Below are 15201 nucleotides of genomic sequence, written 5' to 3'. Positions count from 1 at the left end.
ATACTTTTTCTCTATTTTAACTTTCTCTAGTGCTGAAATGGCCTCCGTAAAGCCACTGTTAGCCTGATCTTTAATTTGGCAAAAACTATTTTTGGAAATTTATAATTTTCTGGGAAAAAACACTTTATTATTGAATCGGTTTCTGTTATTATTTATATTAACCAATCTAGATCATAATGGGATGTAAGTGAAATTTTTAACGCAAGCTACACCCGATTATTATCGAACTCATAATCTTATTATTTCATACTTAATGCTTCTTTTTTCAAAACTCGAAAAATTTTTACAAAAAAATACAACTTTCTCTAATTCATCATCAAATATCTAATAGACCATATCGTTTTTGTAAATCAAGTAACTTCATTCTGGCAACGCCCGCATTATCAGCTAAATCGGCAAATTCGACAAAGCGGCGCAATTCTTTTTTTAACAGATTTCGCTCAACTTCTATAGTTTCTCTATCTAAATCTGGTGGCAAAACAATCATGTCAAATATTGTTGCGCGTTCCTTAGCTGGATGAGGACGTAAAACTCGCCCTCGTCGTTGGATAAATTGGCGGGGATTACCAGAACTTGATAAAATCACCGCAGTTTGAATTGCCGGAATATCCACACCTTCATCTAAACAACGAATTGCGACTAAACCCTGTAATTCTCCACTTTCAAATTGACGGCGTAACACCTCTCTTTCTTGTAAAGTTGTTTGGGCTGTATAGGTGCTTACTTTATACCCCAAATCCACCCCCAAAATTTTCGCAACAGCTTTAAGTTGGCGTAGAGATGAACGTTGTCCCGCATCTTGGGAACCATCACTACAATAAAAAAGTGTGTGAGTAGTTTCGCGGCGAGTTGTCATTAAATCCCGCAAAGCAGTTAATTTATTTTCGGCTGCACCAATTAATCTTGCTCGTTGCATCAATAACGGCTTTAAATCTTCATTGTCTTCAAAATTCCCCGCTTGTCCATTTTCTCGTTCTCTATATAATAGCGATCGCCCAATTCTTTTAGTTAACTTTAAATAGGCAATACTTTCGGCTTCAGTTAACTCCACCAACACCGGATAATATAGATAATGTACCAAAGCCCCTTGAGCGATCGCATCCCTTAAAGTAAACTCTGGTTGCAGCACTGTCCCAAAATAATCAAATAGAGATTGTGTACCAAAATCATCAAAATATCTTTCCGGTGTGGCAGATAAAGCCAATCTCAACCCAACACTACGCGGTAAACTTTCTTCTAATTTGGGTGCGCCTAAATTATGCGCCTCATCCCCAATAATTAGAGTTTTTGCAGGAAAGTATTTGAGTTGAGATTGAAACCCATCGCCAATTAAAGTGGAGTTCGTAGTAATCACCGTGACAAATCGTTGAGAACCAGAACGCAGATTATAAATTTGCCCAGAAAGTTCGCTTTGCCAAGTGCGTAAATTCTCAAAAGCTAAAATGGGTTGCAAATTAAATTTTTCACATTCTCGCGCCCATTGGGTGACAAGATGGCGATAGGGACATACCACCAACAATACTTGTAAATTAATCTGTCGGTAGAGTTCACAAGCGATCGCTAATGCGGTAATAGTTTTACCACTACCAGTAGCCATTTTCAGCGTCCCTCTACCATTGTTACTAAACCAGCTAGCGATCGCTTCTTGCTGATATTGCCGCAATTGCAGAGACACAGGCATTCTTGGGCATCCTGGTAATGGTTGCGTGTAATAACTGCCCTTACTTTCCCTTGCAATTGGTAATTTCAACCGGAAAGTGGGCAGTTCTTGCTGCACTGAATTTTGCGTCAGGTACATAAAATGTTAAGCACAAAGGTAGTCATGAACCTTAATTATTGGGCAATTCAATTTTGGATTTTGGATTGAGGATTTTGGATTAAATTTCAATCTAAAATCTAAAATTTTTGCTTCCCCATTCCCAAATTCAGTTGTAACCTCGCCAAACACCTATGAGTGAACCTTGTACCTGTACTTGCATGGCGCTGACTTCAATGGGATTGTACTTAGGATTAGCAGGTTTGAGGGTAACGCGATCGCCTTGACGATAAAAACGTTTTAATGTTGTACCAAATCCATCAACTCTAGCGGCGACGATGGTGCCGTTTTTTAAATGATTTGGTTCTGCTACTGGACGCAGAAATACCACATCGCCATCAGTAATTAAATCTTCAATCATGCTATCGCCAGCTACCCGCAAAGCGTAAGTTTGGGGAGGTAAATCGAAATTAGAAAAGTCTAAATGATCTACAGCATCAGTAAATGGTTCTATTAAACCACCAGCCGCGATCGTCCCCAAAATTGGTACACCTTGCTTCACAGGACGCAAAATCCGAATTGTTCGCGCTTGGCCTTCAGTCCATTCTATATATCCCTTAGTCCGTAAATGCTCTAAACGACTTTGAATTGGTGCTGGTGACTTCAGGTTCATCGCTTGCATCATTTGCCGAATCGAAGGCGAATGCTGGTGCGTTCTGATGTATTCTGCCAACCATTCGTAAAGTTCTTGTTGAGCTTCTGTTAAACGTTCCATAAATTTGTGGGAAGTAATTATAAATGTCTCTAGAACATTAGTACTACAAAAAACTCCCCATAAGCAAGAGAAAAATAAAAATATAAAAGGCAAAAGCAAGAATATTTTATTTTCTCTTACCCATTTATTTGAAATTTTTACCAGCAAGTAGTCAGGAGTCAATCACACAATAACTATTTTGACTCCTAACTCTTGTACAGACGCGATTCATCGCGTCTCTCCTAACTCCTTTCACTCCGCCCCTAAGATACTAGCAAGCAAAGCTTTTTGAGCGTGCAAGCGATTTTCTGCCTGTTCCCAAACTTTTGATTGAGAACCTTCAATAACTGCTTCAGTAATTTCTTCACCACGATGGGCTGGTAAACAGTGTAAAACAATTGCCTCTGGTTCAGCAAGACTCAATAGCTGCTCAGAAATTTGGTAAGGCTCGAAAATTGGCATCCGGTTATCCGCTTCTGCTTCTTGCCCCATACTTGCCCAAACATCAGTGTAAAGTACAGCAGAACCCTTAGCAGCTAATTCTGGATCGTGAGTGAGCAAGACTTCACTTTTATTATTAGCGATCGCTCTTGCTTGTTCTACAATCTGAGAATCTGGCTCATATCCGCTAGGGGTAGCAATCCTGACATTCATTCCCACCAAAGCACAGCCCAACATCAGAGAATTAGCGACATTATTCCCATCACCCACGTAGGTTAAAGTTAACCCAGCCAGAGTGCCAAAACTTTCTTGAATCGTCAATAAATCCGCTAATATCTGACAGGGATGTTCTGCATCGGTAAGCGCATTAATTACCGGAATCTTGGCATAGTGAGCAAAAGCTTCCAAATCCTGTTGGGCAAAAGTGCGAATTGCCAAAATATCCAGATATCTATCCAACACCCGCGCCGTATCTTGCAAAGGTTCCCCGCGACTAACTTGAGTCACATTTGGGTTAAGATCGATTACCTGTCCACCAAGCTGATACATCGCCACAGTAAAACTTACCCGCGTGCGAGTTGAAGCTTTGGAAAACAACAACCCCAAAACTTTATTACACTGCAACTTCAGTTGTTGTGATTTAAGTTGAGTTGCCAATTCCAAAAGTTCTTGAAGTTCCGTAGGACTGATATCCGCTAGACTTAATAAATCTCGTCCGAGCAATGCTGCCATGCTTGTAATCTGTAAAAAATAATTATATATTTCTGTTCCTTTATTCAACCGTGCCAAGAAAATACAGTTTTAAAACTGACCAGATATTTTCGCGTTCACTTTAGGATTTGAGTGAGCTTTTGGTATAAATATTAATTTATCAACTTTATCAGTGATTGCGATCGCAGATTTGTTTCTGTTTCATCACAATTGGACAACCATCTAGGCGTATAAAAGCCGCGATCTTACCAAAATCTCTAGTCTTTTAGCCTTATTTCTGGCGAGACTGATATTTTTTAGAATTTACAGCTAGACAAATAAAATAATTATGGTACAATGATGAATCGTGGTTGCTAATTAAAAGTAACTGTCAGACTTGCCAGCATAGCACAGTGGTAGTGCATCCGACTTGTAATCGGAAGGTCGCGAGTTCAAATCCCGCTGCTGGCTTTAAATATACATAAGGGTTTGAGTTGTCGATTGTGTACAGTCATTCAGCCAATTGGCGATCTGCTGGAGTCCATCATGTCCTAAAACTTCTGGAAAGAAAGGACAAATTGAACGGGCATCCTCCAGAATATCTTCAAGTTCAAATGACACAACTTAAACCTCTTATGCGAGATTAACCTAATTTTTATACATAAAATACACTGAAACAGATTAAAATAGTGAATCTTTTGTGTAGATGGAGCCTATACTAAACATCACTGCATTTTTTGCCCTTTTATATCATTAAGTATTGTCAGCTTCCTTTTTTGTATAACACTTGTAATAACACCAAAATGATATTTAATTTTTGAAGTCGATCAAAACAGAGGTTTCTCCATCAAATAGAAGAAGCCACATTTAATATTTTCAAATATCAGGCTTACAAGCATAAATGTATAAAAAAGGTAAAAACCTGTCAAGCTTTAAATGCTCATAATTAACTAAAATATGTCTCCTTTCAGCCATAATAAACACAGTGATTGTTATTGTATTTCCATTTTATGATGATCTAAACTAGTCAGAACTTAAAACATATTGAGAATACAGTAAATCCTGTATTTGCCAACCATGAAACTTTTCACCCTCGTTTTGGTTGGTTGAAAAAAGGATTTGATACAGCTAAAAAAAATCCAGATATCTTCTCACAGGATGATGCTCCTGTACGTCTAGGTGTTGGTAAAAATATGGTACGTGCTATTCGTTATTGGTCTAGTGCATTCAAAATTATTGATAAAAATAATTTACCAACAAGATTTGGAGAAAAACTTTTAGGAAATAATGGATGGGATGCTTATTTAGAAGATCCGGCATCATTATGGTTATTACATTGGAATTTATTAAAACCAACTTGTGAAGCGGCTGCTTGGTATTATATTTTTAATGTTTTTCGAGATTTGGATTTTACCAAAGAAGATATTTTGGTGGGGTTGAAAGATTATATAAATAATTTCAATAAAACTATTGCTGAATCTTCTTTTATCAAAGATATAAATTGTATTTTAAGAATGTATGCAACACAAGATTTTAGTAGAGAAAATAGCCCAATTGAAGATTCTATTGATTGTCCTTTTAACGAACTGGGCTTAATCCGTCATTTTGGGAAAAATTATCAGTTTAAAATTGGTGCAAAAGCGAATTTACCTGCACCAATTATAGTTGCTACTTGTTTAGAATATGCTAGTTGGGCAAGTCAGGGAAGAGAGACTATTAATATTCCCAGTTTACTTTATGATGAAGGTAGTCCAGGGATGGTCTTTAAACTGACGGAAAGTATTTTATGTGCAGCTATTGAGACAGTTTCTAAAGAATTTGATACGATAATTCTTTCCGACACCGCCGGATTAATTCAGTTATCTTTCCCGGAAAAACCAGAGATATTAGCAGAAGCAATTCTAGATAAATATTATAAGTTTAAATAAGAATGAAGGAAGTTATGACTAGTAAAAAGCTATCCCATTATTTCAGTCTCCAGCGCCGCTATTCTCGTTCTATTAACCTAGAAAGAGATTTAGATAGTGTGGAAGCTTTAGAGGGTTATGTTCTGACTAAAAGAGCAATTGATTCTCTATCACGGATCTTAAATAGTTTTAATTCTGATGAAGGAAATAGAGCTTGGACATTAACCAGTGTTTATGGTACTGGGAAATCTGCTTTTGCTCATTATTTAATTTCGCTATGTGCTAATAGTCAAAACAAAATGCATATAAAAGCTTTATCAATAGCTGAAGAAAAATTAGGTAAAGATAGTGATATTTATCAATTAATTCCAGACAAAATTAACTCGGTAGGATTAATGAGGGCTGTGGCTACGGGACAAAGAGAACCGATTAGTCATACAATTATCAGAGCTTTATTAACAGGTGTTGATACTTTTTGGACTGCTACCCAAAAAAATAAAATCAATGTTGTTCGTCAGTTGGTAGATTTAGAAGCAGAAATTAATGATGGGGGAAAAGTTGATAGTAAACAGATTCCTAATTTGGTGTTAGAAGTTGCCAAGGAGTCGAAAACTGGCATTTTTCTGGTTATTGATGAACTGGGCAAGAATTTAGAGTATGCTGCTCATGCTCAAGGTGCTGAGGATTTATATCTTTTACAACAATTAGCTGAATTACCAAAAGATAGCAAAACTCCTATTTACATTTTAGGCATATTACATCAAGCATTTGCAGAATATAGTCAAAGATTAGCAACTGTTCAAAAAAATGAATGGGCAAAAATTCAAGGACGGTTTGAGGATATTGCTTTTACTGAATCATCTGGACAAATGATGAGTTTAATTGGAGAAGCGATTGATTCGTCGGCAGCAGACAATATCAGCTGTGCTATTCGTAGTGACTCTGAGGAGTGGAGCAAATATTTAGAATCAATAATTGTAGATGAAGAAATAACCGATCGAGTTATAAAAAAAGTTTATCCGCTACATCCCTTATCTGCGTTGGTTTTACCAACTCTCTGTCAACGATATGCTCAAAATGATCGTTCTTTATTCACATTTTTAACGAGTAGTGAGCCTTTATCATTTCGTAATTTCTTAGAAGAAGTAACAGTTAAAGATAATAACTTACCAAGTCTGAAGTTAGATCGAGTTTATGACTATTTTATTGAAGCTGCGGGAATGGGTTTAGCTTCTCGCTCTAATTTGCAAAGATGGGTAGAAATTCAAGATTTAATTAATGATGCTAAACGTTTAGAAGAAGATAGTTTGAGGGTACTAAAAACCATTGGAATTTTGAACCTGATTACAGTTACAGGTTCGATGAGGGCGACAAGAACTTTAGTATCTTTAGCAATGTGCGATCGCCCCTCAGAAGCACAGATTAATTATTGGCAACAAATTATTGATAAACTACTAAAACAGAATCTAATTACTCATCGTCGTCTATTGGATGAATTGCGGATTTGGGAAGGTTCTGATTTTAATGTTGATAGTGAGTTAAGTACATATATAGAACAAGAGCGATCGCCTTTAGTTAAACTATTATCTCTCCAGCGTCCTTTAAGACCAATAGTAGCCCAACGTCACAGTTATCAGACGGGAACTTTACGTTATTTTGAACGGCATTATTTAGATAATTCCCAAAATTTGAATGAGTTACGTTGTAGTAGTGTGGATGCAGATGGTTTTGTTGGGTATTGGCTAGATGAACAAATTTCTAGTTCTGTTCCTTCTACAACTAGCGATGGTAAACCATTAGTTATTTTGAGTGCAGCTAATTTAGATATTTTGCAAATTCGTACTCTAGAATTTGTGGCTTTAAATAACATCAAAAAAACAGCCAAAGAGTTACAGACTGATGGAGTAGCGAGAAAAGAAGTAAATTATCGCTTACAAGAAGCTGAAGAATTTTTAGACGAAACTCTCAATCAGTCATTTAGTATAGGTGTAAATCAGCAATCTTGGATTCAAGGGCAAGTCGAAACACTCAATAACATTACTGACTTGAATAGTAAGCTTTCTGATATTTGCGATCGCGTTTATCATCGCAGTCCAATTTTGTGGAATGAATTAATTAACCGTCGAGATTTAACCTCTCAAGGGGCGAAAGCTAGACGAGAATTGATTCAGGCAATGTTGGAACATCAAAATGAAGAGAGATTAGCTTTAGAAGGTTATGGACCTGAAGTTAGTATGTATTATTCTCTGTTAGAAGAAACAGGGATTTATCGCCAAGAAGATGATTATTGGGATTTTTACCCACCATCAGAAAATTCGGGTTTGAATTCTCTGTGGGAAGCAGTTGAGGATTTTTGTTTAGCAGCAACAGAAACAAGCCAAACTTTTAATTTACTTTATCAACATTTAGCAATACCCCCCTACGGTGTGAAACAAGGTGCAGTACCGGTGATTTTAGCGGCGGTACTGTTGTATCACGCTGATGATTTGGGACTTTACCAAGACGGTACATTTATTCCTGTATTAGGAACAGAACATTTTGAATTATTAGTTAAATATCCTGAACGGTTTGCAGTTAAGTATTTTGCAGTAATCGGATTAAGGGCAGAAGTTTTCAAAGAATTAGAAGCAATTTTACGCAATCCTCAGTTAAAAAAATTAGGTAAAGTTCGGAATGCCACTCTGTTAACGGTAGTTACTCCTCTTTATCAATTTGTTCATAAACTGCCTAAATATACTCAACAAACCCGACGCTTGGCAGATGAACCAAGAGCCATTTTAAAGGCATTAAAAACTACTATTGAACCTGATGAATTGCTGTTTAAAGCTTTACCAGAAGCTTGTAATTTACCCTCTATCGGCACTGAAGCCGGGGATGATGGGATTACTGCGAAAATTTTACGCACTAAGTTAGTTCATGCCCTCAGAGAGATTCATACAGCTTACGATCGCTTATTGAGTGATTGTCAAAAACTGATTTATGAAGGCTTTGGGGTGAGAAGTCAGGAAACAAAACTCAGAGAAGATTTGCGGGTAAGGGCGAATTATTTAGCGGGAAAATGTATCGAACCTCTACTAAAACGCTTTATTCGGGCAGCATCGGATGAAACGAAGAGTGATTCTCAGTGGTTGGAAGCTTTGGTGATGATTGTGGCGGATAAACCTGCTGAATCATGGACTGATGATGATGCGATCGCATTTGAAATGAAGTTAGCGGATTTGGTGCGACGGTTTATAAATCTCGAAGCTTTGCAAAAGGAAGTTGCCGCCAAAGGGGAAGGTTTTGAAGCCAGACGGATTACCATGACTCGTCCAGATGGTCAAGAAATCAATCGAATGCTATGGGTAGATCATGGGAGAGAGTCGCAGGTTGAAAAGATTGTTGACGAATTTTTGGCTAAATTACCTGACGATCAGCAGTTACGACAAGCGATTTTAGCAAAGTTGAGCGAACGGATTTTAAATGCTGATTTGCCAGAGACGGTTACTAAAATTGAAGAAAAGCAATCTGATGAGAATATCAAGGGGAAGAACTTCGGTTAAAACAAGCATTATGATCGGGAAAGAAAACCTATTTGTAATTTTAGTTTTTTAATACATTAAGATGACACAAACAGCAATTACTAAAATAATTACGACAATTAGCGAAGCAGAAAAGCAATTTAATTTAGTTCGTACTGATGATGTTGATTTTTTCCCAGAATCGAGGGAAAATTTAGTTGATTTAACTGATGCAGAAAAGACGGTATTAGATAGAATCAGAGCTAGATACCGCTATCATCGAGCCAATGGAAATTTAGCAGAAGGGTTAGTTAACCTAGTGGTTTTATCGCCCTTACTGGAGTTAGCAGGTTTTTATGATCCTCCTTTTCAGATGCAAGGAGAAGTTGCTGTTGAAGTGAGTGCATCAGTAGCGATGGATGAAATATCTGAGGAAATTTTGCGCGGAAGAATTGATTTTTTAGTGGTGTCAAAGGGGTTATGGATTGCAGCTTTGGAATCTAAGGGAACAGCAATTAACCTTGATATGGCGATTCCTCAAATATTAGCTTATATGATGTCTAATCCTAATTCAGAAAAATCTGTATTTGGTATAGCAACGAATGGGGGAGAGTTCTTTTTTCTCAAGCTAAATCGTCAGGAAACGGCTCAATATGATATCTCTCGTATTTTTTCCCTTTTACCTTTACAGAATGAGCTATATGATGTGCTAATGATTTTGAAAAAGTTAGGGAGACTGATTGACGATATTGATAAAAATTGAGTGTTGGAATTTCTTAATCTACTGATGATTATTTATCCTTATTGTTGGTTTAACCAAATTTCTAAGTCAGCAAGATTAGAAAAGTCTAGTAATGCTTCTCCTAGATTTTCTAATTGTTCAATCGATAAACCTTTAATTCGCTCGATTAATGATTCATTAATTTCCCCAACACGGCGATTGATTTGACGTATAATTAAATGTTGTTCTCCTTCCTGTCTTCCCTCTTGTTTAGCTTGTTCCCTATCTCTTTGATAAAGTGGTTCTAATCGCATAACTAACTCCCGATCATCTGTTTCTAATTCTTGATTTACTCTCAAGTTTTCGCGCAAGTTGTAAACTAATTCCAGGGTTGCTTTTTGGTATGGATGATTTAATGGTGCGATCGCCTATGCGCGGACGTTCCCGCGCGATCGCACCAATTACTTACACTTTTATCCTTGTTGTTGGTTTAACCAAACTTCTAAATCAGCAACATTAGAAAAGTCTAGTAATACTTCTCCTAGATTTTCTAATTGTTCAATCGATAAACTTTTAATTCGCTCGATTAATGATTCATTAATTTCCCCAACACGGCGATTGAGCAGACGTATAATTAAATGTTGTTCTCCTTCCTGTCTTCCCTCTTTTCTTCCCTCTTGTCTTCCTTCCTGTCTTCCCTCTTGTTTAGCTTGTTCTCTGTCTCTTTGATAAAGTGGTTCTAATCGCATAACTAACTCCCGATCATCTGTTTCTAATTCTTGATTTACTCTCAAGTTTTCGCGCAAGTTGTAAACTAATTCCAGGGTTGCTTTTTGGTATGGGTGATTTAATGGTAACGCTTGCAACTCGATAATCGCTTGCGACTGCACGCTTCCCCTACCCAAAAGCCTTAACCATAACGTTTCCGGTATCTGTGGTAATTGATGTATCGCTACAATTGCTGTCCGCAAAGCATCTGGGAGAAAATGTACTCCTGATAACCAACTGTCTTTTTCAAGAGTTCCAAAACTAGACAATCTAGTTTCAGATACCGTTGGAGTCAGAACCCACAATTTGGGAATTTCTGAATCCTGAAGTTTAGTTTTATTGGCTTTAGCTTCTCGGCGTAAAAGAGCTTTGACTTCTAGTAATTTGAGAATACAGTCGCATATTTCATCGGTAGAAGCTGGATTGCGGAATGGTTCTATTGATAATGGAAATCATGGGAAAAGCAGGACAAGCACTCAAACAGGTTTTAGAGTCTTACAACATCAGCCAAAGCCAACTGGCGATAGGTTTAGGTGTTGAGCGTCCGATTGTCTTCCGTTGGTATCATGAAAAAATTGACCCCACTGCTGAAACTGTTGCAGAAATTGTCAAGGCGTTAAATAAGATTAATCAATCAGCCGCCAATGATTTCATTCAAGTATATTTAGGAGATTTAATCTTATTTAAAAATCAAATCATAAGTCGGGATTTACCACTTTCAGATAAAGTTAATGTTACAGTTTTATCTCAAATATTTAATAATATAACTAACTCTTATAAATACCTTTATTTCTTATCAATATTAGACATTCTAAAAAGAAGGAATTTTGATACTTTATCGCCTATTAGCTTTCGGGAAATAATTGTTGAGATGTTAGCTAATGCTTGGTATCCCCACAATTATTTTAAACTATCTTTTGGTAAGCAAGACCAAATTGCTAATAAATTAGATGCTCTTCAGCTAGAAATTACAGAACCAATTTTAAAGTTTAGAGATACAGATAAAAAACTTTTGCGTACCTCTATTAATAATCAAAATATTGATGATATTGTTATTTCTATTAATGGCTATGTATCTTATCGTTTAATTCGTCCTTTCTTTTCTCAAGAAACGAGAGGATTAAAAGATTATGATGTTAACCCTACTATTATTAGTTTGGCTAACAATCAATTTGATACAAAAAAGCCCTTATATTACTTTAACGCTGAAGATCAGAAAAATTGTAACGCTATTATTTTACATCCCGATTGGATTCAATATTTAGAGGAAAACTACACAATAGTTAGGGGGTGGGCTTCTTGGGAATGGTTGAATTATATGCAGCAAAGAAACCCCAGTACTCCTAATGTGGTTAATAAATTATTTATGCCACAAGAAAGGGATTCTTTACCAGAGCAGAAGAAATATTGGAAAACTGTTTTAGAATATCAAGATATTGAATGTATTTATTCTAAGGTTATCTTAAATAAGAATGAAATTTCATTAGATCATTATCTGCCTTGGTCTTTTGTAGCTCATAATCAACTATGGAATTTAATTCCAACTACAAAATCTGTTAATTCTTCTAAATCTAACAATTTACCATCCGAAGAATATTTTCATGCTTTTGTAGAATTGCAACATCGCGGTTTAACTATTTCCTATGAAAATATATCTAAAAATCAATGGTTAAAATATACTGAGTCATTTGTATCTGAATTAAAAGTTAGTCAAGCTGATGATTTACTAAATTTAGAGGTTTTGAGCAAGGCTTATAAAATAACAACTCTACCTTTAATTTCTTTAGCAACTATACAAGGTTTTAGCCCTAATTGGGTTTACGCCTAAGAAAGAATGAACCAACCTTAATAATTTGGTTGGCATATAGTGAAGAACTTTGTGAACAAGCAGTTATAGAATTTCAAAAAGCCTGGGACAGTTTAGGCGATAACTTCGTTAAGCTTCGCTAACGCACCACCACCACTTACCGCTTCTGGGGCAACCATGAGTTAGACTTAGCACAAGCGCAAGATGGCTTAGTCGTAGCAGGATTAGCGAAAGTCTATCACGCCGCCAAAAAGAGTATTCGCTTTATTAATCAACTGGGTGTGCGTTGTTCATTGGTAATTATCGACGAAGCCCATCAAGCAGTTGCCGAAACCTATAAACTCGTCTTAGATGCTTTAGTCATCCCCTACGAAAAAACCGCCTTATTAGGTTTAACCGCCACACCGGGAAGGACTTGGGCAGATATTAACACCGATGCACAACTAGCAAAATTCTTCGCCCAACAGAAAGTTACTTTAGAAATCCCAGGTTATGACAACCCCATTGATTATCTCGTCGATCGCCAATACCTCGCTAAAGTTAACTATCGTTCCTTATTTTACGAAACAGGTATTGAACTAACTCCCCAAGACCTGAATCGGATTAATACAGAATTAGACATCCCCCAATATATCCTCAATCGGTTAGCAGCAGACGAACAACGCAACCTCCGCATCATCCTAGAACTAGAAGCACTAGCCCAACATCATCAACGGATTATCGTTTTTAATACCTCCGTTGAACACGCTAGACTCATCGCTTCAATATTGCGTTTCAGAGGATTTAATACTGATGCTGTTACAGGTGATACCCCCAAATCAGAGAGAGAAAGGCTGATTCAAAGTTTTAAAGACGAACAGCCCCAAACCAAGATTTTATGTAACTACGGCGTTTTAACCACTGGATTCGATGCGCCCAAAACCAGCGCCGCCGTAATCGCCCGTCCTACCAAATCCCTTGTCCTCTACAGCCAAATGGTAGGACGCGCCATTCGCGGACTCAAAGCTGGGGGAAATGCGATCGCCGAAATTGTCACGGTTGTCGATAGCCAACTCCCCGGTTTTGGTTCAGTTGCATCAGCCTTTCACAATTGGGAAGACGTTTGGAGGAAAAACCCATGAATGCTAACGCCCATGATATCGTGCCAACTCACCTGGCAGTGCAAGCAATGCGCGATAACGGTTATAAAAACGCCGCTTATGCTATCGCCGAATTAATGGATAATGCCATTCAAGCCGGTGCATCCCAAGTAGAGTTACTGTGTGGTGAACGAAAACAACAAGTAGAGGGGAGGAAGCGATCGCGCATTGAACAAATCGCAGTATTAGATAATGGTCGTGGTATGGATGCTAATGTTTTACGTCTAGCCCTGCAATTTGGCAATGGTACTCATTTAGATGAAGATAAACATACCGGAATTGGACGTTTTGGCATGGGTTTACCCTCGTCCTCTATTTCTCAATGTCAAAGAGTTGATGTGTGGTCATGGCAAAATGGTCTAGAAAATGTACTTCACACTTACCTTGATTTAGATGAAATCAAAAATCGGCGGCTGACCGAAGTACCCGAACCTAACGTTCAACCAATTCCGATGATTTGGAGAAACATCGGTCAAAAATTTGGTGACAGTGGCACATTAGTAGTGTGGTCAAAAATCGACCGTTGTATTTGGCGAACCGGAAAAGCGATTATTGATAACTCCGAATTTGTGATTGGGAGAATGTATCGCAAATTTCTGCATAGTGGTGAAGTCAAAATCCGCATGGTAGCATTTGATTTAGAGGCTTTATATAACCTGATTGTAGAAAAATATGCTCTACCCAACGACCCAGGTTATCTAATAGAAAAAACTTCCTGCCCAGCACCATTTGATAATCAAGCAATGTTCCGACCTTGGGAAGGAGATACATCTTATGAAGCCACTTATAAAATTAATTTTAAAGACAAAGAACATGATGTAAAAGTGCGTTTTTCCTACGCTAAAGAAGAAGCCCGTCAAGCCGAACCTGGAAAAAATCCCGGCAGTTTACCACACGGACAACACGCAGCCAAAAATGTGGGAATTTCTGTTGTGCGTGCAGGAAGAGAATTAGAATTAGATACAGTAGTCGTGAATGCTTCTGATCCTAGAGAAAGATGGTGGGGAGTAGAAGTAGAATTTCCACCATCTCTTGATGATATTTTTGGAGTCACCAATAATAAACAATCAGCCCGGAATTTTAGTGAACTTTTAAAATTTGATATTGAGTCTTTACTAGAGGATGGAAAAACTATTACTCAAATAAAAGAAGAACTTGAGGAAGAAGAAGACCCAAAAAGTTCACTTTTAATTATTGCTGATAAAATTAGCAATCAACTTAAAATTATTCGTCGTTTGCTGCAAGCACAAACAAAAGGCACTCGTACCACTGAAAAACGCCATGACCCTTACAAACCTGAAAAAGTAGCCACTGCTGTTACTCAAGAACGTCAATCACAGGGACATAAAGGTAAAAGTGATGCAGATGAAGAATTGCCAAAAGAAGAACGAAAACAAGTCATTAAAGAAACTTTAAAAGAAGAGGGAGTGACTGAAGTACAAGCGGAATTATTGGCAGCAACTACAGTAGATGATGGCTTAAAATATACCTTTGTCGAAGCCCCTCTTGATACTTCTGCTTTTTTCTCTGTTAAACCCAGAGGCGGAGCAATTATTGTTACTTTGAATACCAATCATCCGGCTTATCAAAATTTAGTAGAAATCTTAGAGGAGGATGTAGATAAAGCCGATATAGATACTTTACGTTCTCGGTTGATCAACTCATTAGATGGATTGAAGCTACTATTAATGGCATGGGCAAGGTATGAGGATGAACAA

Annotated in this window: 10 protein-coding genes, 1 tRNA gene and 3 pseudogenes; 8 read left to right on the top strand and 6 right to left on the bottom strand. The window is 37.4% G+C overall.

The window, feature by feature from the left end; genetic code table 11:
* Positions 1–316 precede the first annotated feature (316 nt).
* The 3 genes from HWQ37_RS30205 to argF form a co-directional block, all read right to left on the bottom strand.
* Positions 317–1798: a DNA phosphorothioation system restriction enzyme gene (locus HWQ37_RS30205; RefSeq protein ID WP_292754101.1), complete on the bottom strand. Its 1482-nt coding sequence runs from the start codon at positions 1796–1798 to the stop codon at positions 317–319.
* Positions 1799–1925: 127 nt separating this feature from the next.
* The gene (gene lexA / locus HWQ37_RS30200; protein WP_012410809.1) at positions 1926–2531 is read right to left on the bottom strand and encodes a transcriptional repressor LexA; all 606 of its coding nucleotides are present in this window, start codon (positions 2529–2531) and stop codon (positions 1926–1928) included.
* A 231-nt stretch (positions 2532–2762) separates the two neighbouring features.
* Positions 2763–3683: an ornithine carbamoyltransferase gene (gene argF, locus HWQ37_RS30195; protein ID WP_292754098.1), complete on the bottom strand. Its 921-nt coding sequence runs from the start codon at positions 3681–3683 to the stop codon at positions 2763–2765.
* A 357-nt stretch (positions 3684–4040) separates the two neighbouring features.
* On the opposite strand from argF, the gene HWQ37_RS30190 reads away from it, so the two are divergent.
* Positions 4041–4112, top strand: a tRNA-Thr gene (locus HWQ37_RS30190).
* Here HWQ37_RS30190 and HWQ37_RS30185 read toward each other — a convergent pair.
* Positions 4113–4262 carry a hypothetical protein gene (locus HWQ37_RS30185; protein WP_292754096.1) on the bottom strand — a complete coding sequence of 50 codons (150 nt, stop codon included), beginning with the start codon at positions 4260–4262 and terminating at the stop codon, positions 4113–4115. It lies immediately after the preceding tRNA gene.
* Between the two features lie 422 nt (positions 4263–4684).
* On the opposite strand from HWQ37_RS30185, the gene HWQ37_RS30180 reads away from it, so the two are divergent.
* The 3 genes from HWQ37_RS30180 (at position 4685) to HWQ37_RS30170 (ending at position 9811) form a co-directional block, all read left to right on the top strand.
* A complete protein-coding gene (locus tag HWQ37_RS30180; RefSeq protein ID WP_292754132.1) occupies positions 4685–5569 on the top strand; it encodes a DUF4007 family protein in 885 nt (294 codons plus the stop codon).
* Between the two features lie 14 nt (positions 5570–5583).
* Positions 5584–9090 carry a hypothetical protein gene (locus HWQ37_RS30175; protein WP_292754094.1) on the top strand — a complete coding sequence of 1169 codons (3507 nt, stop codon included), beginning with the start codon at positions 5584–5586 and terminating at the stop codon, positions 9088–9090.
* A gap of 61 nt (positions 9091–9151) precedes the next feature.
* A complete protein-coding gene (locus tag HWQ37_RS30170) occupies positions 9152–9811 on the top strand; it encodes a type I restriction endonuclease subunit R (RefSeq protein WP_292754092.1) in 660 nt (219 codons plus the stop codon).
* Between the two features lie 38 nt (positions 9812–9849).
* On the opposite strand, the pseudogene HWQ37_RS30165 reads toward HWQ37_RS30170, so the two are convergent.
* Together HWQ37_RS30165 and HWQ37_RS30160 are read right to left on the bottom strand one after the other, a co-directional pair.
* Positions 9850–10188, bottom strand: a pseudogene (locus HWQ37_RS30165) (DUF4351 domain-containing protein); the annotation flags it as partial.
* Between the two features lie 54 nt (positions 10189–10242).
* Positions 10243–10986: pseudogene (locus HWQ37_RS30160) on the bottom strand (DUF4351 domain-containing protein); the annotation flags it as partial.
* Positions 10987–10991: 5 nt separating this feature from the next.
* Between HWQ37_RS30160 and HWQ37_RS30155 the strand changes: the two are divergent.
* From HWQ37_RS30155 to HWQ37_RS30145, 4 genes and pseudogenes are all read left to right on the top strand, one after another.
* Positions 10992–12365 (top strand): HNH endonuclease domain-containing protein, encoded by a 1374-nt coding sequence (locus HWQ37_RS30155; protein ID WP_292754090.1) that lies wholly within the window; start codon positions 10992–10994, stop codon positions 12363–12365.
* A gap of 194 nt (positions 12366–12559) precedes the next feature.
* Positions 12560–12742: pseudogene (locus HWQ37_RS34765) on the top strand (restriction endonuclease); the annotation flags it as partial.
* Positions 12743–12769: 27 nt separating this feature from the next.
* Complete coding sequence (locus HWQ37_RS30150; protein WP_363318215.1) at positions 12770–13465, top strand: DEAD/DEAH box helicase; 696 nt, start codon at positions 12770–12772, stop codon at positions 13463–13465.
* A partial coding sequence (locus HWQ37_RS30145) for an ATP-binding protein (protein ID WP_292754086.1) occupies positions 13462–15201 on the top strand: 1740 nt, incomplete at its 3' end. The genes HWQ37_RS30150 and HWQ37_RS30145, both read left to right, overlap by 4 nt.

Source organism: Nostoc sp. NMS4 (genome assembly GCF_017115095.1).
In the GTDB taxonomy this organism is placed as follows: domain Bacteria; phylum Cyanobacteriota; class Cyanobacteriia; order Cyanobacteriales; family Nostocaceae; genus Nostoc.
This window is presented reverse-complemented; position numbering and strand designations above follow the sequence as displayed.